Here is a 21,851-nt window from a genome sequence, read left to right on the forward strand (position 1 = left end):
CGTTTAACTTTATCCACTGTGTCTTCTTCGTCGGATGCGTGTCTTTATACCCGATATTTCTGACGACCTCTCGCTCCCACCGCTTCTCTCGATCGGTTGTAAGTTCCCTGTACGCTACTATAACCTTAGTTGGACGCGTTCCTTTATGTTGCCAACCGACGGCTGCCTGACCAACAGCTAAAGCTCGGAAATAAATACGCTTGTTGTCGACATCTCTAAAAATATTTTCGAGAAATCTGGCTTGCTCCGGTGTATCGACTATCATAACTACGAACTCCATTAACACGGAACTCCATTTCCATCTACACAAGAGATTTTTAATAACCTCTTGATTCTCTGTCCTCTCGGAACACTGACACCCGGATCTACAAAAACTACTTTTCCGTTTAAATTCGGCGCGTTTCTTTGGGTTTCTACAGATAGATAAACAACATCTTTAAACGTATTTTCTAATGCCCGAATTGACGTGCTTGTTCCCATCCCTCGACCAATGTAGACTTCACCTTCTGCGCCTGAAGAGTAAGCGCCGTAAATAATGTCGTTCGCTAATCGAAATTCCTCCGAGTACCAATCGCCAGCTAAGCGTTTTACATTTTCGATATACTCCTCGTAAACAGTTGAGGGAGCGCCCTTGCGTTTCGCCTGCTCCTCCCGCAATTCAGCCAGCGCCTGCGTCGCCGCCTTTGCTTCGCGCTGAAGCGCTTTGAGGCCGGTAATAGCTTCGGATACCTCTACGGCTACTTTTACGTTGATGTCGCCTGTTGCGTAGATATTTCCGGTTTGAGATTCCAGGCTGAATTTTGGAGCTTGATATCCGTCTGATAAGGAGTAGCCTGTTTTGTTTAGAGCTACCCCCGCCATTACTGAATTTCTTGTTGATTCGCGTTTATCCGCCATTCACACCGTCTCCTTTTCGTTTAGTTGATTTCGCTGATCAATTCGTATCTGATCGCGTCAAGGGCTTCCGCAATCTCGTTACGTACTACATGTCCGGATGCCTGCAACGCAATCAAACGATCTAAATACGCGAGCAATTCCGCTATCTTCGTCATCTTCATCGTCTCCTTTTCGTTTCTTAGACAGAGCTTCATGATGAATCTCTGTTAAAACAGGGGCGGCAGGAATCGAACCTGCCCAAATAATTCGCCACCAAGGAACATGCGCCCCTATTTGCCACACCGACCGATGTCCGCATTGTTAAGAGGCGTGTCGGTGGGTGCGCTAGCGTTACCGGAGGGCTCGTAAGCCTATTCCGACTGATCAGTAAAACGCAAGCACAAAAAGACCTCCGCCGTAGGGTGCGGAAGCCTCGTTCTGATTGCGTATGTTGGCTTTTAGCAAGTTGCGATAACTTGACACGCCGCCTTGGCTATTCGTTTATTATGCGGACGAGGATTTGCACCTCGCATACTGGTTTATCCCGGGTCGTGTGTGCTTCTATACCAGCAAAGTTAGGAGTCTTTCACTCTCTCGATGCGCCCGCAAATTGCGTCTACCTATTCCGCCACCGCATCCTTGATTTGCTCGTATATTAACTGACGTAGTAAATTTCCTCTCCAGACTCATCCTCAACCCCCGCCAATTCCGCAAGCTTTTGAAAAGCTACGTTATTCTCTAGCGGACCTGCCTCGCATTCATATCTGCAAACCTTGAGTTGCTCGACGATTTCTTTTAACGTTTTAAATTCCGCCATTCGATTCGTTCACCCTTTCGTAAGTCTTTTCGAAAATGTCCGGCTTGCACGGGTAAAGTTCGCCCTTAATGCCCCGAATAATGTAATCGCCAACTTGCGCAGTCATTACGCCTTCTAACATCGGTATATACATTACGACCGGCTTTTGTCGATAGTCTACCCGAATTAACCTATCGTGGGATAACTCCGATATAGCCGATATAGATTCCGTCGTATCCTCGAATTTTACCGCTTCTATTTCAACCGGCTTTTTACGATATTTCGCCACTCTTTCGTCCTCCCTTCGAAATCACACGAAATTAGCGTATCTAACGCTTACCCTAACGAATACCCTCCGGCTGGATTAAAACGGCTGTTGCGTGTTTATTTCGTGGAATAATTGTATTCTATTTCGTCTGCGTTGCAATCCTCGCAATAAAAGTGCGCAGCCATGTCGAAGTTTCCGAAAGCTACAACGTTCTTTGATCCGCAACACTTACATGTGATTTCGAAATTTTCCATCGCGATCACCTCCGTTTAGTTGACGCCCCGAGTTCGAAAAATTGTGCGCAAGTTCCGGACAGCAGTCGCGCCGGTATTTTTGGGGGCGGTTGGGGGCCCGGCGTTTCCGCGATTCTTCGTTTGGGTCATCGTATATTAAATACATATTTATGAATAACGAATTTAACAGAAGTAAATTGAGTTACATTCGAATCAACAGACAAACGTTGATATGATAACGTTCGTCATCGTTTACTCATCGCAATTAATCGTATGTTGTTTATGCATTCGCTAACCCGCGCCACACCTGCACCCTGCCGTATGCCATGTGCCGTATGCTATGTATAGGATCGTGTATATTGCGTTGGTCATTCGGTTAGACCCCATGAGTTTCGGAAGGGCTCACCCTCCGGCAGTGGCTCGTTGCTGTTCGCCTCATCACGCATCGCAACCGGACGCCTCCCCGACGCCTTCCTTCCTATATAACTATACGTATGCCTATACGGTGTTACATATAGCGTATGTATGCCGGCAGTACCCCGCCTGCCTATCGCTAGGTTATACGGTATGTTACGTCCTTCTATTACGTATAGACAGCTAAGCCGTTAAAATATGCGTATTTATCGTTGCTAGGACGGAATTATTTTCGTAAATTTAACGCTATATTAACGGATATCTTCCGCTTGTATTTAAACATAGCGCTAATTCCGGTCACTTCGTTCCCTACATACGCGCAGATATTAATAGATATATTGATTGCGCTAACACCGGACGAAGGCGCAGCCGTAGTTCCGGAGGCTTGTGACTCACAAGACTAAGAAGTGATCGGCGGACTAAAACGGCTGTATCCCTTGCGGCTCTAAGCGCGAACCCACTTTTCGGGTGTACGAATAAAGTCGTGTTTTTGCCCGATTTGTACGAATAAAGTCGTGTTCATTATCATTTAGGTTATCGTAATTGAGAATCGTATGCATAAAAAAAGACGCCAACTATCCGTCAGCGCCTCAACGTAAGTATTTTCCCCGCCAGAAACAACCCTACGACCGCCTTCCGTTTTAGCATCGCCAAGTATATCCGCCTTGCCCAACTCTCCTCGTGCTGCAACGCTATCGAAACCGACTTCCCCACGTTCGGATGTTCGACTATGCGCTTAATCAGCGTCAACTTTTCGCGCACTGTTTTACGACAGCCCGGCTTGAATTCGTTCTGTATACAGCCGTTAACCGCGATATAACATTTACGCCTCGCCAGATCTACCGCAACCTTCTCGCTATACAAGCCCCATCGTTTTGCATATTGTTCGAGCGTATCGCTATCGATGTACGAATCGAATAATTCCGGATTATATTCGCGCATCAAACTGGCGTCATTGATCTGCCGGTAATGATACAGCGGCTTATCGATATAGTATGCCGTCTGACAATACGTAAACGCGTCCATGTTGAACAGCCAATCTTCGCCGAGGTACTTGCCGTCAGGAAACGTTATGTTACACGTATCGAGCATGCTTCTGCGAATTACCTTGCCGACGCCGCCGTACGATCCGTTGTATAAGAAATCCGTCAATATAGTCGCCTTAATCTCGGCCCGTCCGATCGGCTCATTCGCTTTTGCGCTATAACTTTTCGTATAGATTTTCGACGCGTCTTCGTAATCCCAACGCATGTCCGTAAAGACAATATCTGCGTTGTTTTCGCGTGCAGCTTCGTACATAACTGCGTAAGCTTCCGGCTCAATCCAGTCGTCCGAGTCGATAAACGCTACAAATTCGCCTTTCGCCTGCTTCAGTGCGGTATTACGCGCCGTGCCCGGCCCTTGATTCGTCTGATAGATCGGTTTGACCCGTTCATCTATCGTAGAATAGAATCGGAGAATATTGCGCGTCGCATCAGTTGAGCCGTCATCTACGACCAAAACCTCGATATTTTTAAGCGTCTGCCCAAGCACGCTGTCGATACAATCGCAAAGATACTTTTCGCCATTGTATACCGGTATAATAACGCTCATTTTCGGATTCATTTATAACCGCCCTTTCAGTTCGGGAATTCCCGAACTTTGTTCGATAGGATAATTATACCAACGAGCGCTCGGATTTCAAGACAAAAAAAAGACGCCGATTTATTCAGCGTCCTCTTCTGCGGCTTCTTCAATTTCGAATAGCTCATCGACTTCTACGCCGAGCGCCTTCGCTATTGAAAAAACGTGCCAATCTTCGTGGCGGCTATTCTTATCAAATCGCGATATTGAACCCTGCGGCACGCCCGATGCTTCTGATAGTCTTACCTGCGTCCACCCTTTCGCCTTCATAACGGCGTTTAGACGCGGCGTTGCGTTTAGTTTCATTTCGACCACCTCTGCGACTATTATACGATATCGTATAAATTTCTGCAAATCCATTGACATACTTTATCGTATATCGTATATTTAGGACGACGAAGGGCCCTCGTTAATAAAATCCGAGAGGGGTAACGAAATGATTAATGATCCACGAAAACTGAATAAGGCGATTAAAGAACGAAACGGAGGCGCAGCCCCACCGACCAAAGCAAAGCTGCACCGTCCGAATCGAACGAAGCACTTCCAGTATATCACAGCGTTTATTCTATGCGCAATGTTATTCGCATCCACTTCAGTCACCGCGCAAGCCACCGATGTTTACCGCAACTTTGCCGAACTCGAAGCCAACGAACCCGAGACGAACTACAACATTTTCGCAATCGACCGCACCACGCCCGTTTTGATACTCGCACCGCATGGCGGCAGTATTGAAGGCGGAACTAGCGAGTTAGCTCGCGAACTCAGTAACGACTATTCTACGTATCTATTCGAATCTCTTAAGACGCCGAACGGCTTCGACCTCCACATCACGAGTACCCATTACGATGAACCGACTGCACTTGCCTTAGTTTCGCGACACCAACGCGCTATATCGCTCCACGGTTACAGTGACAGCGCCGAGCATATTATCGTAGGAGGCACCGATCCTGTTCGTGGCCAGACGTTAGTAGATCGCTTGAATGCGGCCGGCTTTAGTGCCGAACTTGTGGGCGCCGGACATCGATTCGCAGGCGCTAGTAGCGCGAACATAGCGAATAAGTGCATAACCGGCGAAAGCCTACAGATCGAGCTCAGTACCGGATTGCGTAAAAGCATGTTCGGTAAGTTCTCGCTTAACGGACGCGCCGGAACCGAAACCGAGACGTTCTATAAGTTTGCCGGGCTGCTGTCGGAGTTCATTAACGAAAACTATAACGTTGGAGGTAACGAATAATGATGCGATATACGTTGGAAGCTGAAAAGTACGATGTGCGTTGGGACGGGACTGAGGCGGCTATGACTACACAAGGAATTAATTGCGCAATATACGAGGCGGCTGAGGCTGGTTATTCTGAGGTAGAAATCCCTAAGGGAAAATACCTTATCGACGCAGTAAACCGTATTGCAGTTAACCCGGAAGAAGGTGCCGGGATACGTGTACCGTCACATATGACCCTAATATTGCATCCAAAAGCAGAACTTATTGTAGAGCCAAATAGTTCTTACGGATATTCCTGTATCTACATTGGAGAATTCGAAAACGTGACGATAAAAGGCGGTAAGATACTTGGTGACCGTTATCAGCACAACTTTACCGGGCACGGTGATCGCGTAAAGAAAGAAACGCACGAATGGGGATACGGCATAAACGTACATGGCGCCAAGAATGTCGTGATTGAAGGCGTGGATATTTCGGAATGTACGGGCGATTGTATTATGGTGAACGCGCAAGGCATGTTAAACGTTCCTTGGACGACTTACCGACCCGCCCGCAATATTACGATTGAGCGTTGTAAATTGGACGGTGCTCGTCGAAACAATATATCGGTCACCGGCGGCGAAGATGTAAAGATCGATAAAAACGTAATAACCAACGCCGGCATAAACGATGGATGTAAGCCTATGTTCGGCATTGATATCGAAGGTTACGGTGAAGGCGATATCGACTACGAAGAGCCTCGCAATGTGAGGATAACGAACAATACTTTCAAAGGAAATGTGCTGCAGTCCGTTTGTAATTTCAGCGGATACGAGGTCGTTATCTCCGGCAACTATTCGGATAACTCGATCTCTTACGGATTCGGAACCGACACTACTATCTCGAATAATACGTTTGTACGTACGGACAAGAAATATACCGCGATTACGAGCCTTGGCGTGTCGGCTGGCTTTAGCGGAAATAATACGACAATCACCGGAAATACGATAAAAGGCTTCAGTAGTGGTATTGACGTTCGCGGAGCAGACGTTTCAGTATCCGGCAATACAATTTCGGAGCTTAGCGCTGATGGCACCGCATTGGCTACCTTCGAAGCCAAGAACGTTAAGTTTTCGGATAACATCGTAAATCACTGTCCGGGTAAATTATGTAGCGCGCGTAACTCAAAAGATATAACGTTCGAAGGTAACGATCTCCACGATTCGGATATTACTGCGATAGAGATTGCCGACTCCGTTAACGTTAAAGCGAAGTCGAACGACATTAAGCGCAGTAAGCAAGGCGTCGTAGTTACGCGGTCTTCGGCGAAACTGATAGATAACGATATTGATCTTACCGACTACTCTGGCGCAACAGGCTACGCTATATCTTTCGATAAGGGAAGCGACGTGGATATCGAATACAGCCGCATACCAAAACCGGCAAACATGGCTATTTACGGAGAAAGCGCAGAAGGGCGAACCGTTCGCATTAAGAACAACGACATCACTGACGCGAAATGTCTGATACCGATTTACGTCGTCGGTGGTAAAAACCCTGAAATATCCGGAAATGACATAACGTTTAATCGGAAGGCTTCGGGCGGTTACGGAATTCAAACGAAAAACACCGACGGTGCCTTAGTAAAGGAAAACGTTGTGTATTCGGCCAACTCTTTCGCGTTGTACAATCCGATTAAGACTTCCGATTCTATTAATTCGCGGCTCATCGGAAATAAGATAGCCGGAACCCTATCGCTCAACGAAACCGACAAAGAATATCAAAATATTCCGATTTAATCGTTGACTTACGTTATACGATATCGTATAATAGAATTATAGAAAGGAGGGAAAAACGATTGAACGCGGAAACGGTACTAATCATAACGGCGATAGTAAATTTCGTCATTGCGATAACGAATCTGGCAACCGCCTGCGTTAACGCAAAAAACGCTAATCGCAAAAACGACTAGCGCCAGAACATTGATACGGGGTTGATTGGAGAGTCCGCCCCGTGTCTCTTATAGTACCGTAACCATAACGCAAACACAAGGAGGCGAGCGCGCCATGTTAACGGTATTAACCATCGGCATTACGGCGGCGGCCCTGATCGTAGCAATCGCGGGTCTTGTCGTAGCACTAAAACGGAGGCGATAACGGTATGGAACAGCTTATGATTCGTAAAGTATGGCCGGATGTGCCGGCATTAACACCGCAGCAGGAAGCGCAGATCCTCGAATTATACGTGCGCCCCGCCGCCAATTTCGGTCGATGCGGGCGCGCTTACCAAATCGGGATCAATACGCTAATGCAATATTTCGGGTATCGTATCGAAAAGGAAACGGAAGACATTAACGATGATTGAATACGCTTGTCACGAATGTAATTACGTAAAATTAGATATCGAAATCAAACCGGACGCGTGCTGCCCTACGTGTGGTACGCGGCTGGAAGTCGAGGAGGAAATCGTATGAAAGATTTTAAGTTAACGCCACTACATCAGGGTTATCCAGAAATGGAACAGTCGCGCGCCGAAAGGATAATTAGCGATTACAGAGAAGGTGTTCGGGACTTGGATATAAAAGCATTCCGGGTCGGTTACGAAATGTGTCTTATAGATTTCGGATATAAAATAGTACCTGTATGCACAGAGGAGGAAATCGTATGAAACGTTTAGTTAAATCGCTCGTAATCACCGCAACCCTATTAACAGGCACTATTGCGTTGGCTCCGCAAGCTGACGCGGCATGGTCGGGCTGGCAGACGGAGAAGTTCGGACATAAAGCGCGGGTATATACGGACGCAACCACGTACAGCAGTAGCGCAAGCACGGTCGACTGGAAAGCCGAGAAGAAAGGCGGATCAACGCTGTACTACACGGCCGGCGTATACAAGAAGCGTAGTGGTGGCGGGCTGACTGATACGTATTTAGTACAGCGGGGCAACTTCAAAACATCAACGCCGCTGAAATCGTTTAGTGCGAAGTCGATCCGCAGCAAGACCGGCAAAGGAACATACGTTATTCAGATCGACTGCTATTCGGATTCAGGCAAGCGCAAATATGTCGGTACGTTTGAGTCAGCAAAATTCAACGTTAAATAATGAACGAACTGAGCCGTTTCAAGCTTTCGGATACCTATCGTACCTGAACTCGTCTGAAGCGGCTCTCTCGTTGTAATTTCGTGGTATAATCGTTCTATACAACGATGTAAGACACGGAGGTACAGCGAAAATGGGGGAAAAATACGAGACTAACGGCATTGATACGTCGATCACTTACGAATACAAGGAATTTCCGGACAAGCGCGCAGGACGATGTGATAACTGTGACTATACGCTGTTCAAAAGCTCGGTGAAGAGCGGGAAGTTTCTTCGGGAGTGCAGGCGGTGTGGAATGAAGAAGAACATTTAAAATAACGCAATAAGGAGATATACATATGCAAGTATCCTCGCAACTAGGTGAACTAAGGAAGAAGATATCAGAGGAAAACCCCGACTCTAGTATTATTGTTTCATCGCTCCTCTTGGAAGAAAGAGATATAAATGGCGGGCTCGACTGGTATGAAAAATCGGTGGAACTTTGTGTTAGAAATAATAATTGGATTAAGCTCACTGTCGAAGAAAGATCGCGAGAAATCGAACGAGCATCAGGCACAAAAAGAAGCGTGAGAGATTCCTATGAAATGTCTGACAAGGACGTAGAATCATACCTGAACAGCCAGAGATGTACTCTTAGCGAAGTATCACAGGTACTAGCGTCATTTGATAGACACGGAATAAAATAAACGACCATAAATTACCGGATACGTATCACTTCGCTCCAGCCGGCTATTACTATATCATTAAAGTAATACGAAGCTGAAACGAGGTGATTTTTTGTTTATTTCGCCAATGCTATTAGAGTCCGCAAAAGACCCGTTTGACTCTGACGATTACATTACGGAAATTAAATTCGACGGTATCCGCCTGCTCGCGTCCAAAGATGACGGCCGAATACGCCTCTACACGCGCCACAACAACGAAGTCACCGCTAAATTCACCGAACTCCACACGTTACAGATTCCGGACGGCACCGTACTTGACGGCGAGATTATCGTGCCCGGAACGACAGGCGCCGGAGACTTCGAGGCTATGATGGAGCGGTTTCAATCACGAAGAAGTTATCATCCGATAGTATTCTGCGTGTTTGATATATTGCGTCTTGACGGCGCATCGGTTGCGTCGAAGCCGTTATATGAGCGGAAGGAATTATTAAGCGGCCTTGCCCTCGATCATCCAAACGTTAAGATTGTCGATAGCGTTACCGGTAATGGCCACGCTGTTTTCGAATTAGCGAAAAGCTCCGGCATTGAAGGCGTCGTTATGAAGCGCGCAGATTCATCCTACGCGGAGAATAAGCGGTCAGATCGTTGGCTGAAGATCGTTAATTACGAATACACTGACGTTTGGATTACGGGTTATCGGAAAGAGGATAATGCGCTTGTTCTGGCGTATGAAGACGGTTCTTATGCGGGCATGATGGAGTTTATGCCGCACGCTGATCGGCGGAGATTTCATTCGGAGCGGGTAGACGTAGGAGAAACGGATAAATACGTGAATATAGAGCCGATAAAATGCCGTGTGAAGCACCGATTTAAGACGCGCAAAGGACTGCTGCGGATACCTTCGTTTGATTCGTGGAAGAGCTGATGATATATTTAAGGCATAAACACCGAAGGAGATATACGGATGGGCGAAAAACAATACGCTCGCATTGCGCTTACAAACGGGCAGATTGCGCGCTTTGAATTACCTACGAACCTAAACAGCCGAGACATAGCTATCTTAAAATCGCAGATCGAAGTTCTTGAATTACAAACGGAAGATGACGAAGAAAAGACGCCCGCATAAGGCGTCCTTTTTCGTTTTATGCTCCGCGTGATGCGCTTTCCGCTGGACCTGCGCCTCTGATAATGCTTTCTAACGGATTAGCTCCCGGTTTAATCTCTCCCATTCGTCTCACCTCCGATATAGTAAAATTATACCTTCTTAACGTTGAACAGCGCAATCAGCGTTTTGTCCGGCGTCTTTGATTGTCGATAGAATACGTTAGGATTAAACGTGTAGCGCTCCGGCTCGCTTCCGACCTTAATGCGCGCAACAACGTATTCGCCGTCGAATTTCATCTGCTTCAGGCGCCGGCCGAGCGTATCCGAAGTAACACCGAGCGCCCCCGCAAGCTCTTTCTTGTTAAACCAACGTATGCGCTTCGGATTCTTTTCGAAAGGATTTGCGCACAGAGCGTTTGTTTCGTAGTGAATAAACGGAAGCATACGATAGATCAGACCGATGTCAGTCGCCTTCACTTCGCTGTACACCCGTTTAATCTTCGCGCTGTATAGCTTAACGACTTGCTGACTACCGAAATTACCTTTGAAGTGGTAGCGGTCATTCACGCCGTAGCGGCCCGCCTCTTCCCGGATAATGTCGTGCTCGGTACAGGCGGAAAGGAAGTCGTAGAAGGTCATCCGTTTTTTACCGAGCTGCAAAACGTCCATCATGTCGGTAGTGGTCATAGGCGTTTTATTGCGGCTGGATTTGATTAGCACACCGTTGTAATCGACGTAGCATTGAATCAGCATCAGGTAGCCGCACTGTGCCGTCGTAAGAGCGTCATAGACTTCGTGAATATTAGACATATTAGCGTTTGAGAAATCGCGCCGATCGGCTGTTTTTTCTTGCTGCTGACGAAAGGCTGCGTCTTGGTTGCGGTGCCGCAACGTGTACATTTCCGACCAGTCTTCGCCTGTCTCCGTATTAATAACTCGTAATCTCTTCATTATACCGTCTCCTTTTCGCAAAAATAAAAGAGCGCTGAATTGGCGCCCTCATTACGTATAGACAACTAACGCGGTAAATTACGGGTATTAGTGATAAACTTTTTCGCCGGTTGCGATATTTACGGTGAATTGGCCGGGAGTATACCGTCTCTCCGTAATCACCTCCCCTTTCGGCGTTTTACCGACGGCGACTAGATACCCTTTCGTAAAAGAATTGTAGTTTTTCCTGCGCTCTTCATTCCGTGCCTTGGCGCGTCTGTCCAGTAATTTATTTTCGTAGGAAGAACGTGTTCTCCGGATCGGCCGGCCTTTGTAGGAGCCGGTTTGGTCGTACTCCTCCGCCAATTTATCCGAAGCCTCTCGTTTATATCGCTCGTCGAATTGGGTTTCGCTCATGATCGGGTACTCTTCGCGCGTCACCTTGTCCGGATGCGAGTCAGACAATTCTTCGTAGAGTACAAGATTGGCCATTCGTTCAAGCGCTGACGGCTCCGGGTGCTCACCGGTAGAGTCGTAGTAAGCGTCTGCTAAGGCCGTGATTGCCTCAATACGTTCACGCCGAGACATCTTACCGGCCTTAGTTCGTGCGTACATTTCCGTAATCGTTTCGTGCAAAATCGTTTTATCCATCAATCCGTCCCCCTGTCGTGTATCCTTCGCCGTGACCGGCCCAATAGTAATAAATGTCCGCAAGTTTTTCGGTTGCGCCGTCAATTAGTTTCGATACGGCGTCCTGCCCGACACCCATCCGTTCGCCCGCCTCGGTTTGCGTTAATTCTCCGAAGTAAACGAGCTCGATCGCCTGTCGTTGCCGATCCGTTAAGCCGGCGAGCTCAATAGCCTTGTGAATGTCGATCAGCACTTCCACTGCCGCATAGTCGCCGCAGCGCTTCCGGCTGACGAACTTCTGATAATCGGCGAGTAGCAACTTGACGCCCTCTGCGTCGTCGAGCGCGTATGCGGCGTTAAACTCGCGATCCTTTCGGTGTAGATCGATTTTGACTGTACCCATCCCCTCGTCCCCTTTTCGTTTGACTTTCGCCCCGAAAGCGAATATAATTTCCGTATAATGTATAATCGAGGTGAATTGCGTGGTTATTAATTGGATTTCAGCGCAGAGTAATGACGCTTACATAACGCTTGATAAACAACGAAGAATATACGTTTCGTCCGGCGCGCGTAAGATTATCGGCCTGCCCGACAAAGCTCCGTTTTACCTGACGATCGGCTACGATGCCGAAGCGAACCGTCTTGTTTGCGCAAAGCCTGAAAGCGTAAAGGCCGATGCGACTCCGTTCAAATTCGATAAGCGTTCGTATAATAAAGCCGCAAGCAAAGTAATTAAGGCGGCCGGCTTCAAAGACGAGGACCTTCCGCTACGTTTTCAGATGATTGGCGAAGGAGAAGCCGCGAAGCAGCCGTATATGGCGTACCCTTCCGGCGTTTATGCTTTCGATTTAAGCTCGGCCAAGTAACTCGGCAGCCAGCGCATCCAATTTCGCGTAGAGCTGCTCGTACGTCCCATCGTTCACGATTTCGTAATCAACTTCGAAAGTTTGCAGCGCTTTTTCAGTCGGATGATCGAGCGCTGCTAAATCGAAATCGTCGCCGGCCTTCCGTGCGCGTTCGATCCGTAATTCCTCCGGCGCCGTAATGCGGACGATCGTAAATCCTTCGGCGCGCAGCCGGTCATATTCGTTCTGTTGCCGAACGTCTTCGATCAGTACGCGATTCTTCAGGGACGGTGATAAGCCGCAATCACATTTACGAGAAAAGAGCGCCGTATATGCGTCAACTTTCGCCATGCATGCGTCTATCCAGACGTTTTCGCCGAGTATCTTCCGCGCCGCCTGACCGAATTCTTGATAATACTCTCGCGGCTTCGGCTTTTCAGGTACGGAAAGGAAAGCGCGGTGAAAGGCGGCTTTGAGTTCGTCACTGAAGGCGAACGTTTGGAAATCGTAATACGTCGATAGATAACCGGCGGCCTGCGTCTTGCCTGCGCGTAACGGTGCGGTCAGAGCGAGCTTCATAAGCCGGCTCTCCTTAGCGCCACAAATGCTTCCGCCATTGCCTTCGCGCTTGATTCCGTTTCCTTTCCGACTTCTACGGCCAATCGCGCTAACTCTTCGCCAAGCGTCCGTTTGTCTTTATACAGCGTGTCAATTTCGTCTCTATGGCGATCGACTGTCCGTTTTAAAGACGCTACCTCTTGCGCTAAATTGGCGATAACGTCGATTGGGTCGGCTGGCTTCGGTTCGTCTTCGGGGGCTTCGACCGGGACGAGGACACGGTATTCACCGCCAAACACCAACCCAATAGTTTCTACGCTTACGTCTCCAGCAGAATGGCGTGATTTTACCGTTCCAACTCTCCCTGTATCATAATCGTCCCCTATTACTCCGTCAGGCCTAACAATGATAATCTTCTCGCCCACTTCCGCCTTGCGATCGGTTAAAACGTAGCGCTCGCCGTCAATGTGCACGATGTCGGTCGGTTCGAGTACGCGGTATTCAAAATCGAAGATATCTCGATGACACGGCGTCTGTATGCCCCTACTGCGTAAACTTTCCACCTCAAATATATCTCCGTTATTATACGGCTCTTCACATTGAACGTCTGCGTTTACGATGACGATCTTCTCGCCAACCTCCGCCTTCCGATCGACCTCTACATATTCGCGCTTGGTGCCGCCAAGTTTTTCGTCAGCCAGTACGTGGATATTTGCGTTAGTTTCCGTCATACCTTCGTCCCCTTTCATCGTTTTGATGCACAGATGGTCGAGATTCTTACCGTTAAATTCGACTTCCATCCGATCGCCCTCCCGTTAATTTATTACGCGAACCTGCACCGACCGCCGTCCGAACTGAACCGCGTCGGCTTCATCCGCAACTAATACGTCAATCTTGGCACCCTTAATCGCGCCTCCAACATCTTGCGCCACTGCTTCGAACGTCGTGCCGTCTGCCTGCCTCACCTCAACCGTCGAGCCTAACGCAATCACTGACGGATCGACCGCGATTATGCGCTTGCCTGCGTGATAGATCGTATGGCTGACGTCGAGGCCGGTCGCCGTGGTTCCGGTACATCCTTCCGCGCAATAAGCCGTATACGCAGTCGCCTCGAACGTTTGCCAGCCGGAAGGCTCTTCGTGCTTATGCGAAGGCTTCTCGCGCTTTTCGTTAGACTGCGCCTTGACTTCGTCTTTTACGGAAGCAAGTTCGGATTGGAGCGTCTTTATCTTCGCATCCTTGGACGCCAATTCAGCGTCCGCCTCTTGGAGCGCGGATTCCTCTTCGGTGATGCGAGGCGGATCGGGCGGGGGTGGCTCCGGTGGCTTGGCGGTCGGGTTCGTGAGTAATTGCGTTGACATCGCTAGATTCGTTAGTATACCGATGCTTACACCTCCTCGAAAAACTGGTCCGTCCATGGCTCTACGTCGACCACTTCGCGCCTTAACGCTTCGGCTAATTCGGTAATTTCCTTTTGCGCTCCTTTTCCGGGCTTCCGTTTGGAATAGAACGAAAGCAACGCGGTTAGGTTCGCAGTCATTACGAGATTGGTTGCGGCTGCGTTCGGTAGGACGGCGCGAGCATCTTCTGCGGGCACTCCCAGACTTCTCAACTCGTCATATACATCTTGAAGCATTTCCATAGCGTCGCTGAAGTGGTCGGCTGCGCTAATGTAATGCGTAAAATCCAATGACGGACTGTGATCCACCTTTTTATCCTCGGCCACTGTCGGAGGCGTTACGTAGTCGAATCCGCCCGATCTATCATCGCTTCCCATCCGTACGTAACGCTGTGACTGGACGCTGAAGCTAAATCCGACGCGATGCCGCGTAAGTTGCGCCAGTAACGCCCGGCTGACGCCCTCAATCGCAAAGGTAAACGAGATATGCTCCAACGTCGACGTATGTTTGGATGCGAAGATGTGCCGGAAAAGCCGGTCGGCGTCCGTGCCTGCGCCGCCGTCTGACGCTTTGGAGCCGAAATACTTGGCGCCTTCCATTGCGACGATTTCGGTCGGTTTGTTGGCGCTATAACACGTTCGGATTGCGGTTAGGGCGACCGCTTGGCCGTCTCTTGGAAGCAATGATCGAGGATCGTCGTAATATCCGCTGACGTCTTGTTTACGTAAAATTTCATGCGCAAATTTTTCGCTTATTTGTGTATGTGCGATTAGCTGTACGTTCATTTTGGTTTCCGTCATTTATTCGTCCTCCAATCGTTTTAATGCTTCGCCGTTTTCGTGACTAGTTTCGTTAATCACTAATCCGCGAGCTTTCTCTTTCGTAGTTATTCGGAACGTGCAGTCATCTCTTCCGTACATCTCGCAATAAACAACGTAATCTCTAAATAGATCGTTCATATACTCGATGTCACCACATCCGTACAGCTTGCCGTTTAGAAAGCACGCATATATTTGCGGCATTAGTTAGTAACCCCGCTACTCCCGAAGCCGCCCGCACCTCGATCGCTATCGCCGAGCGCATCAACTTCCGCAAACACTGCCTGTTCGACCGGCTTGATTACGGCTTGTGCGATACGATCACCTTTGCGGATAGCATAAGTGTCCTCGTGCATTTCGTGATCCTTACGTTTTTGGGACCCGTCAACAAATAGTAGATACCTCGTAGATGGACAGAACGGATCACATGCGATATTATCGACGATCACTCCGACCTCTCCTCGATAGCCCGCGTCAACCGTCCCTAACTGAACGCGCAAAGGCGTATTCAGCGTAATGCCGGATCGCGGTCGGATCTGCATTTCAAAACCTTCCGGAATCTCGAACGCCAAGCCCGTCGGCACACACGCCGTTTCGCCCGGTTCGATAATAACGTCCTCTGACGCCACTAAATCGAATCCAGCGTCTGTTGCGTGTGCATAAGCCGGAATCTGTGCGTCCGGTGATAACCGTTTAATATTTACGTTCATTTCGTTTCCTCCTTCGTGCTTTCGCTTGTTAATATCGCAATCAAGGCGAACGCGGCTACTATCGAAAACCACCGGAATCCTATCGTATGGATGTACGGTAGAACGAAAAGCAGTCCGGCGATGATCGTTGCCGTGGCGCTGATAAATCGTTTCATAGGCGATGACCCCCTCACTTATATAACGGGTAGGTAATCGCCTGTTTTGCGACATCGCCGGATAATTTCCTTTCGTATACAACTGCGCATTACCTTTCGCTTGGCACATCGTCTTCATAAATAGATGCGTATCTACTCCGGAAAATGGACGCTTAATCGCCGAAATAAAAATCCGAATCCTTTAACGCCTCGACCGTCGCCTTCTTATAGCCGTTTCCTTTTTGCGAAAAGAAGTCGTGTGATTTCGTCTTCGTATTCAGGCCGTTCATGACGATAGGGTTCGGTCTTTCCTCTTCGAAATACGGATCGAAGCCGAGGTTTTGTAGCGCCTTATTCGCGTTGTACCGAAGGAATCGCTTTACATCGTGTGTTAAGCCGACCACATCATATAGGTCCTCGGTATATGCGACCTCATTATCGTACAGTTCCGTCAGCAGTTCGACGGCAAAGTCGCGCATCTCAAGTTGGACGTCCGGCTCTCGCTTTCCGTAGATTTCTTGCGCCAATAAGCCGACGTACACGCCGTGGATCGCCTCATCGCGAATAATAAGGTTAATGATCTCGCCACTACTCGTCAGCTTGCCTTGTCCCGCGAAATATAACGGATAGTAAAAGCCGGAATAAAACAGGAAGCTTTCGAGGTAAACCGAAGCCACAAGCGCCTTATACAGCGAAAGGACATCGCCCTCTTTTATGTCGCGATATAGGCCGGTTATCAGCGCCGCCTTCCGTTGCAAATACGGATTCGTCTTAACCCATTCGAACACTTCGTTAATAGTTTCGGTAGGTGCCAGCGTCATGAATATATTCGAATAGGACTTCGCGTGGACAGCGTTCTCCATCATCGCCATAAAGTTCAGGACGGCTTTACGTTGGTGGCCGGCGATATGTTGCGCAACAACAGGCATTCCGGTGTTTCCCTGCTCCGTGTCCAGAAGCGTCAGGCCTGCAAGGTTCCGCATGTAGGTCGTCTGCTCGGCCGGGTTTAGCGCCTTCCACGAAAGGAGATCGCCATTAAGCGAAATCTCCTCCGGAAGCCAGAACTGCTTAACGTTCTGCGCGTAGAACATTTGCGTAAAGTCGTCTTCGTGGCGCGACCAATCAGCCGCCGTATGGATTTCGTTTGCGTTCGTCAATTATTCGTCCTCCTTTTTATATCCGTCCAACAATGCGATCAGAACTCCCGGCGGGATATTCGCGTAATTCATAAGATCACAACACCGACTTGCGTACCGTCTCAATTTCGCCAGATCTTCGTCCGATAGTCGTTGATTCATGCTCGTTCCCTCCTCTTCGTTTAAACAACGCAACTCAAGCACGAATCCTGACCGGTGTCTTTTGTTCGCGCATAATACAGCGTTTTGATGCCGCGATGATGTGCGTATAAGTCAATCCGGTTCAGATCGCGCGTCGTCATCGTATCTTTCAAGAACAGCGTAAACGAAATGCCTTGGTCGACGTGCTGCTGAATCGTTGCGATCATATCGACGACTTTAAACATATCCATGTCGTACGCTTCCTTGTAGAAGAACCAATTCTGCGGCGATAGCCCCGGCATAGGATAATACGTCTTCGAATTGCCGTACGTACGCTCCTCGATGCGCTCCATAATCGGCATGACCGACGCAGTGGCCGACTGCACATACGAAATTGAGCCCGTTGGCGCGATCGCAAGTCTGTACGAATGGTAAAGGCCGTTCATCATAACGTTAACTCTAAGCGTTCTCCACTCAAGTGCATCCGGAATCGTCACGCCTTCAAAAAGCCGGGCAACCTTCTCCGTTTTAGGACGAAAATCTCCCGCAACGTATTTATCAAAATAACTACCGTCCGCATATGTCGATCCCTCGAATCCCTCGTAAGTGCTGCCGGTCTGTTGCGCCAATTCGTTCGAACGCACAAGCGACCAATAATTAACGAGCGCGAAGAATACGTTAGCGAAATCCCGCGCTTCTTCCGATTCATAAGCGATACCGTTTTGCGCAAGATATCCGTGCAAGTTCATCGCGCCCAACCCAATCGAACGCATCTCCCGGTTAGCTCGCGCAACAGCCGGCGCGTTCTTGATATTCGAAGTTTCCGAGACTCGCGTGAGAGCATCAACGGATAGCTTAACGATCGTTTCGAAGTCTCCGTTTGCCATAACGTTCGCAACGTTGAGCGATCCGAGGTTACACGAAATATCGAGGCCGATTTCGTCTGGTTCGCCGTAGTCGGTGTATTCCGATACTTGCGACGCCTGAAGCACCTCCGAGCACAAATTCGAAAATTTAACCTTCGAAATATGATTGTTCGCATGTGCCGCGTTAACGTTGCCTTCGAACATGATGTACGGATAGCCCGATTCGGAACGCAGCACGGCTAGCTTTTCGAGTAGCTTCCGCGGATTAATCTTTTCCTTACGTACTGCCGGATTATCGACGAGCTTATCGTACATCTCTCCGATATCCATTTCGTCTAAGTGTTTGCCATACGCTTTGTACACGGTGTGCGGATAGAAAACGTAAGCCGGCCGATTCTCGCGCGCCAATTCGATGAATTTATCCGGAATAACAACGCCGATGGATAACGTTTTGACGCGGACGTCTTCATCTGCCGAGATTTTCTTCGTATCGAGGAAGTCGTGGATATCCGCATGGAATACGTTTAGATACGCCGCGCCTGATCCTTGTCTTTGCAGACCATTCGGACGTGTTCGCTAGGCACGCCCCGCCTTCCGGCTGCTCCGTGTTACCACGAAGATTAGACTATATCTTCGCCCGCTTGGGGCGCCTCCCGTTTCGACCGCCAATCGCTTGCGGCCTACGCCTTTCGGCTAGTCGTTGCACGTTCAAGACGTTTGGTCCAAATGATTCCACCGTTGCCTACAACAGATTTTATCTACGATAGACTTACTCGCGTATGAGTGCTTAATCCGAACCTCGTTGAGTGAGAGGCCGCTGCGATAATCCGAAAGTATTTCCCGCGCTTGTTCATCAGTGATTTTTGATGCTGGATGACGCGCCCCTTTCCGCAAAAGACCCGTTCTTGATGCGTGTTGCGCATTCTCTTTCGGAGTTACCCATTCTAGGTTAGTGATATTGGCGTTTGCTTTGTTTCCGTCAATATGGTTAACCATCGGTAAGTTCTTAGGGTTAGGAATAAAATGCAGCGCCACTAACCGATGGACATTCCTCTCGAATCGAACCTTGTTTCGAAAGAGGACTACTTTTAAATAGCCTGATCCATCAATCTTAGGTTTGACCTCGGTCATGGTTCTCAAATTAACCACGCGGCTTAGGTTAGTAATTCCGTATTCAGGTACCCCGTTTATTGGTTTTAGTTCTTCACCATTTTGTAATTCAAAAGGTATCTTTGTCTTCCTGAGCCCCATGCGCATAACTCGATGGTTAATCGCTTCCCTAGACACTCCTAATATCTCACCGATCTCTCTAGCACTCATCTTGTGGTAATTTTCGCGAATAAAATCTTCATCTATCTCCAATTTGTTGTGAGGTTTTCGTCTTGCTTCGCTCATGATTGTCCTCCTTTAGTAGTTTGTGGCCCTACCGCTTCGAGGAGTTCCCATGAATTAAAGAGGTTTTCGATCGCCATTACTGACGAAAGGGGCCAATTTAACCCATCTGATCCGCATATCTGAACGCATGGTCCAGCAGTTTCATTACGCCGACTACGCCCTTCGTCGCGTTCGCTACGTCCTTGATCGCCTCACCTTTCGCTCTGAGCTTCGATAAATTAAGCGATACGCCGCCGCCAAGCTTCGAGAGCTGCATCGAGATATCAATCGCGCGACTAATATCGTTAAGGGAATCGTTAACCTCGAGCAGGAAACACGAAACTAACTCGCCGCGTCGTTTCCTGCCCGCATTCAAGAACGTCGGCGTTGACGGCTGGTATTCTTGCCGCATTATCAGATTTACGTACTCGATCGCCTTGGCTATGTCGCCTCCCGCAAAGAACAGCGCGACAATAGAAGCGCGATCTTCGTAGCGTTCGAGAATCTTTTTGCCGTCGTTCGTCTTCAGCGCGTAGTCGTTATAGAATTTGAATGCACTCATGAACGAAGGGAATCGGAATTTGTGCGCATAGGCCGCCTGATAAACCGCCTTGATTTCATCGAAAGTATAGGCGTCAAGGAATTCGGTTTCGTAGTAATCGTTTTCGCGCAGATAGTCGAGCTTTTCGCGAAGGTCGTGGAAAAATACGGTGTTTTGATTTACGTAGTCGATAAAATAAGCGCGGACGGCTTCGATATCCTTTTCGAATTGGAACCGGCCGTCCTTCTGTAGCATAATTTCGTTATTAAGTTCGATATAACTTGCGTGTTTATTCGTCATGAGCGTCCTCCTCAATAATTACGTGAGAAATTTCGGTTTTATAGAATATTGTCCGACGTTTGTTTTTGCGCCCTTGTATCGAAAACGTTCCTTTCCTGTCGTTTAACAGAAGCTGTAGTTCATCTCCGGATAGACTGACGTTGTTTATTGTATGTGCGCCACCATCTTTTAAATAAATCGTAAGTAAATTACCCAAGCGCATTCACCCTTTCGATAAAATGTCGTACATCTGCGTCCGTTCCCGATAATTCAAAGCGCCCGATCACCGGCACGCCGTATTGCGCCGCAATCACATCGGCAGCCTTTGCGTAATTATCCGCCCATATACGATTTCCCGACGCAGCCACGCCTGCAAGATAGTCGCTGTTATCCGCAAGGAAATCCGAAACCGTGCCGGCGACCTGACCGAAGCCATACGTACCGGTCACGCATACGAACGACTCGGCGAGCATCAGCCCCAGCTTAATTTCGACGGCTGCTAGGCCGGTCTTAGCGACGAATCGGCGGACATTGCCGGTCAGCGAGTAATAGGCGATTAGCATACGATCTACCCCTTCCGTCTCTCAATTTCCGCCTCAACTTCGTTCAGGCGCGCCTGTGTCCGTTCGCGCTCGATGCGCTCTTCGATCAGTTTCCGGTCGTGGAAGCTGATGGCGGTTTCGCTTTCGATCAGTTTTTCGTTAAGCCAGCGTCTCATGTTCCGCAAACCTTCGTCGGTCGCTCCGTAAATCATTCGGCCGACCTCGCCTTCTCGCGTTTATATGCGCGGTAGGGCTCGACGATCAGCCATAAGATAAAACGGACGATTCCGTAAAGCCCGACGAGAAGCAGGCCGAATACGGCCGCTACTGTAAGGATCGCTTTTGCTACGGGAAACTCCGTAGGCCATCGGAATATTTCAGTGAATAAAGCTATCAGCGCACCCAAACATAGTCCCGCAAGTACCATCATCAGCCGCCGCTTAAACATCCGCATCACTTCCCAACTCATCTTTGTACCGTTCATGTAAGGTGTCTGCTAATTCCTTTGCATACCCAAGAAACGCATTAACAAAATCGGCCTCTTCTTGCGTGATAATTTCATTCTCCTTACCTTGTTTCGCTTGTATTTGTCGAGTTAAAGCAACTGACGAATTGATAAAGGAATCGAATACCTCTTGTTTAATAGTCATATCTCGAATCTCTTCCATCCGA

The 21,851-nt window shown here is 48.6% G+C and carries 32 protein-coding genes and 2 pseudogenes; 10 read left to right on the top strand and 24 right to left on the bottom strand.

The features are described from left to right. Positions 1-279: 279 nt before the first annotated feature. From SB847_RS10805 to SB847_RS10830, 6 genes are all read right to left on the bottom strand, one after another. A complete protein-coding gene (locus SB847_RS10805) occupies positions 280-897 on the bottom strand; it encodes a hypothetical protein (RefSeq protein WP_410577733.1) in 618 nt (205 codons plus the stop codon). A gap of 20 nt (positions 898-917) precedes the next feature. Continuing rightward, positions 918-1,052: a hypothetical protein gene (locus tag SB847_RS10810; RefSeq protein ID WP_264372512.1), complete on the bottom strand. Its 135-nt coding sequence runs from the start codon at positions 1,050-1,052 to the stop codon at positions 918-920. Positions 1,053-1,531: 479 nt separating this feature from the next. Further along, on the bottom strand, positions 1,532-1,693 hold the full coding sequence (locus tag SB847_RS10815; RefSeq protein ID WP_410577735.1) for a hypothetical protein: 162 nt from the start codon (positions 1,691-1,693) through the stop codon (positions 1,532-1,534). Beyond that, positions 1,680-1,961: a hypothetical protein gene (locus tag SB847_RS10820; protein ID WP_410577737.1), complete on the bottom strand. Its 282-nt coding sequence runs from the start codon at positions 1,959-1,961 to the stop codon at positions 1,680-1,682. Before SB847_RS10820 ends, SB847_RS10815 begins: the two co-directional genes overlap by 14 nt. 1,208 nt (positions 1,962-3,169) lie before the next feature. After that, on the bottom strand, positions 3,170-4,192 hold the full coding sequence (locus SB847_RS10825; RefSeq protein ID WP_410577739.1) for a glycosyltransferase family 2 protein: 1,023 nt from the start codon (positions 4,190-4,192) through the stop codon (positions 3,170-3,172). Between the two features lie 99 nt (positions 4,193-4,291). Continuing rightward, positions 4,292-4,516, bottom strand: a complete 225-nt coding sequence (locus SB847_RS10830) for a helix-turn-helix domain-containing protein (protein ID WP_069013240.1) — start codon at positions 4,514-4,516, stop codon at positions 4,292-4,294. 130 nt (positions 4,517-4,646) lie between these two features. On the opposite strand from SB847_RS10830, the gene SB847_RS10835 reads away from it, so the two are divergent. From SB847_RS10835 to SB847_RS10875, 9 genes are all read left to right on the top strand, one after another. Next, complete coding sequence (locus SB847_RS10835) at positions 4,647-5,444, top strand: poly-gamma-glutamate hydrolase family protein (protein WP_410577741.1); 798 nt, start codon at positions 4,647-4,649, stop codon at positions 5,442-5,444. Then, entirely contained in the window at positions 5,444-7,207 is a 1,764-nt protein-coding gene (locus tag SB847_RS10840) for a right-handed parallel beta-helix repeat-containing protein (RefSeq protein ID WP_410577743.1), read from the top strand. Before SB847_RS10835 ends, SB847_RS10840 begins: the two co-directional genes overlap by 1 nt. A 361-nt stretch (positions 7,208-7,568) precedes the next feature. After that, entirely contained in the window at positions 7,569-7,772 is a 204-nt protein-coding gene (locus SB847_RS10845) for a hypothetical protein (protein ID WP_101293950.1), read from the top strand. A 105-nt stretch (positions 7,773-7,877) separates the two neighbouring features. Beyond that, positions 7,878-8,075, top strand: coding sequence for a hypothetical protein (locus SB847_RS10850; protein WP_104679179.1), 198 nt, complete (start codon positions 7,878-7,880; stop codon positions 8,073-8,075). After that, positions 8,072-8,509 carry a hypothetical protein gene (locus SB847_RS10855; protein WP_410577745.1) on the top strand — a complete coding sequence of 146 codons (438 nt, stop codon included), beginning with the start codon at positions 8,072-8,074 and terminating at the stop codon, positions 8,507-8,509. Before SB847_RS10850 ends, SB847_RS10855 begins: the two co-directional genes overlap by 4 nt. A gap of 130 nt (positions 8,510-8,639) precedes the next feature. Further along, on the top strand, positions 8,640-8,819 hold the full coding sequence (locus SB847_RS10860) for a DUF8096 family protein (RefSeq protein WP_410577747.1): 180 nt from the start codon (positions 8,640-8,642) through the stop codon (positions 8,817-8,819). 25 nt (positions 8,820-8,844) lie between these two features. After that, positions 8,845-9,192, top strand: coding sequence for a hypothetical protein (locus SB847_RS10865; RefSeq protein ID WP_232673918.1), 348 nt, complete (start codon positions 8,845-8,847; stop codon positions 9,190-9,192). 91 nt (positions 9,193-9,283) lie between these two features. After that, entirely contained in the window at positions 9,284-10,096 is an 813-nt protein-coding gene (locus SB847_RS10870; protein ID WP_410577749.1) for an ATP-dependent DNA ligase, read from the top strand. Between the two features lie 39 nt (positions 10,097-10,135). Then, positions 10,136-10,297 carry a hypothetical protein gene (locus tag SB847_RS10875; RefSeq protein WP_163093851.1) on the top strand — a complete coding sequence of 54 codons (162 nt, stop codon included), beginning with the start codon at positions 10,136-10,138 and terminating at the stop codon, positions 10,295-10,297. A gap of 128 nt (positions 10,298-10,425) precedes the next feature. On the opposite strand, the gene SB847_RS10880 is transcribed toward SB847_RS10875, so the two are convergent. The 3 genes from SB847_RS10880 to SB847_RS10890 form a co-directional block, all read right to left on the bottom strand. Continuing rightward, a complete protein-coding gene (locus SB847_RS10880; RefSeq protein ID WP_410577751.1) occupies positions 10,426-11,226 on the bottom strand; it encodes a hypothetical protein in 801 nt (266 codons plus the stop codon). A gap of 87 nt (positions 11,227-11,313) precedes the next feature. Continuing rightward, a complete protein-coding gene (locus SB847_RS10885) occupies positions 11,314-11,856 on the bottom strand; it encodes a hypothetical protein (RefSeq protein WP_410577753.1) in 543 nt (180 codons plus the stop codon). Next, positions 11,849-12,154, bottom strand: coding sequence for a sigma factor-like helix-turn-helix DNA-binding protein (locus SB847_RS10890; RefSeq protein ID WP_410577755.1), 306 nt, complete (start codon positions 12,152-12,154; stop codon positions 11,849-11,851). Before SB847_RS10890 ends, SB847_RS10885 begins: the two co-directional genes overlap by 8 nt. A gap of 163 nt (positions 12,155-12,317) precedes the next feature. Between SB847_RS10890 and SB847_RS10895 the strand changes: the two genes are divergently transcribed. Beyond that, positions 12,318-12,701, top strand: coding sequence for a hypothetical protein (locus SB847_RS10895; protein WP_410577757.1), 384 nt, complete (start codon positions 12,318-12,320; stop codon positions 12,699-12,701). Here SB847_RS10895 and SB847_RS10900 read toward each other — a convergent pair. The 15 genes and pseudogenes from SB847_RS10900 to SB847_RS10970 form a co-directional block, all read right to left on the bottom strand. Further along, on the bottom strand, positions 12,684-13,259 hold the full coding sequence (locus tag SB847_RS10900; RefSeq protein WP_410577759.1) for a deoxynucleotide monophosphate kinase family protein: 576 nt from the start codon (positions 13,257-13,259) through the stop codon (positions 12,684-12,686). The two genes, SB847_RS10895 and SB847_RS10900, sit on opposite strands and share 18 nt — an antisense overlap. Then, positions 13,256-14,038 (bottom strand): hypothetical protein, encoded by a 783-nt coding sequence (locus tag SB847_RS10905; RefSeq protein ID WP_410577761.1) that lies wholly within the window; start codon positions 14,036-14,038, stop codon positions 13,256-13,258. Before SB847_RS10905 ends, SB847_RS10900 begins: the two co-directional genes overlap by 4 nt. 15 nt (positions 14,039-14,053) lie before the next feature. Beyond that, entirely contained in the window at positions 14,054-14,488 is a 435-nt protein-coding gene (locus SB847_RS10910) for a 3D domain-containing protein (protein WP_410577763.1), read from the bottom strand. A 137-nt stretch (positions 14,489-14,625) separates the two neighbouring features. Continuing rightward, entirely contained in the window at positions 14,626-15,438 is an 813-nt protein-coding gene (thyX, locus tag SB847_RS10915) for an FAD-dependent thymidylate synthase (RefSeq protein ID WP_410577765.1), read from the bottom strand. A gap of 221 nt (positions 15,439-15,659) precedes the next feature. Beyond that, entirely contained in the window at positions 15,660-16,166 is a 507-nt protein-coding gene (locus SB847_RS10920; RefSeq protein ID WP_410577767.1) for a dUTP diphosphatase, read from the bottom strand. Further along, positions 16,163-16,321 (bottom strand): hypothetical protein, encoded by a 159-nt coding sequence (locus SB847_RS10925; protein ID WP_410577769.1) that lies wholly within the window; start codon positions 16,319-16,321, stop codon positions 16,163-16,165. The genes SB847_RS10920 and SB847_RS10925 overlap by 4 nt, the downstream gene beginning before the upstream one ends. Before the next feature lie 152 nt (positions 16,322-16,473). Beyond that, positions 16,474-17,457: a class 1b ribonucleoside-diphosphate reductase subunit beta gene (gene nrdF, locus SB847_RS10930; protein ID WP_410577771.1), complete on the bottom strand. Its 984-nt coding sequence runs from the start codon at positions 17,455-17,457 to the stop codon at positions 16,474-16,476. Continuing rightward, entirely contained in the window at positions 17,458-17,598 is a 141-nt protein-coding gene (locus SB847_RS10935) for a hypothetical protein (protein ID WP_164971742.1), read from the bottom strand. Positions 17,599-17,618: 20 nt separating this feature from the next. Further along, positions 17,619-18,998 (bottom strand): annotated as a pseudogene (gene nrdE, locus SB847_RS10940) (class 1b ribonucleoside-diphosphate reductase subunit alpha); the annotation flags it as partial. Between the two features lie 153 nt (positions 18,999-19,151). Beyond that, entirely contained in the window at positions 19,152-19,838 is a 687-nt protein-coding gene (locus SB847_RS10945; protein ID WP_410577773.1) for an HNH endonuclease, read from the bottom strand. 100 nt (positions 19,839-19,938) lie between these two features. After that, positions 19,939-20,658, bottom strand: a pseudogene (locus SB847_RS10950) (ribonucleotide reductase N-terminal alpha domain-containing protein); the annotation flags it as partial. A 188-nt stretch (positions 20,659-20,846) separates the two neighbouring features. Continuing rightward, a complete protein-coding gene (gene nrdI, locus SB847_RS10955; RefSeq protein WP_410577775.1) occupies positions 20,847-21,200 on the bottom strand; it encodes a class Ib ribonucleoside-diphosphate reductase assembly flavoprotein NrdI in 354 nt (117 codons plus the stop codon). Between the two features lie 5 nt (positions 21,201-21,205). Beyond that, positions 21,206-21,391 (bottom strand): hypothetical protein, encoded by a 186-nt coding sequence (locus tag SB847_RS10960; RefSeq protein ID WP_410577777.1) that lies wholly within the window; start codon positions 21,389-21,391, stop codon positions 21,206-21,208. Next, positions 21,388-21,663 (bottom strand): hypothetical protein, encoded by a 276-nt coding sequence (locus SB847_RS10965; RefSeq protein ID WP_268431049.1) that lies wholly within the window; start codon positions 21,661-21,663, stop codon positions 21,388-21,390. The genes SB847_RS10960 and SB847_RS10965 overlap by 4 nt, the downstream gene beginning before the upstream one ends. After that, positions 21,620-21,847, bottom strand: a complete 228-nt coding sequence (locus tag SB847_RS10970; protein ID WP_268431046.1) for a hypothetical protein — start codon at positions 21,845-21,847, stop codon at positions 21,620-21,622. Before SB847_RS10970 ends, SB847_RS10965 begins: the two co-directional genes overlap by 44 nt. Between the last annotated feature and the right edge of the window lie 4 nt (positions 21,848-21,851).

It is taken from the genome of Bacillus sp. SIMBA_026, from assembly GCF_046535335.1.
Taxonomy (GTDB): domain Bacteria; phylum Bacillota; class Bacilli; order Bacillales; family Bacillaceae; genus Bacillus; species Bacillus velezensis.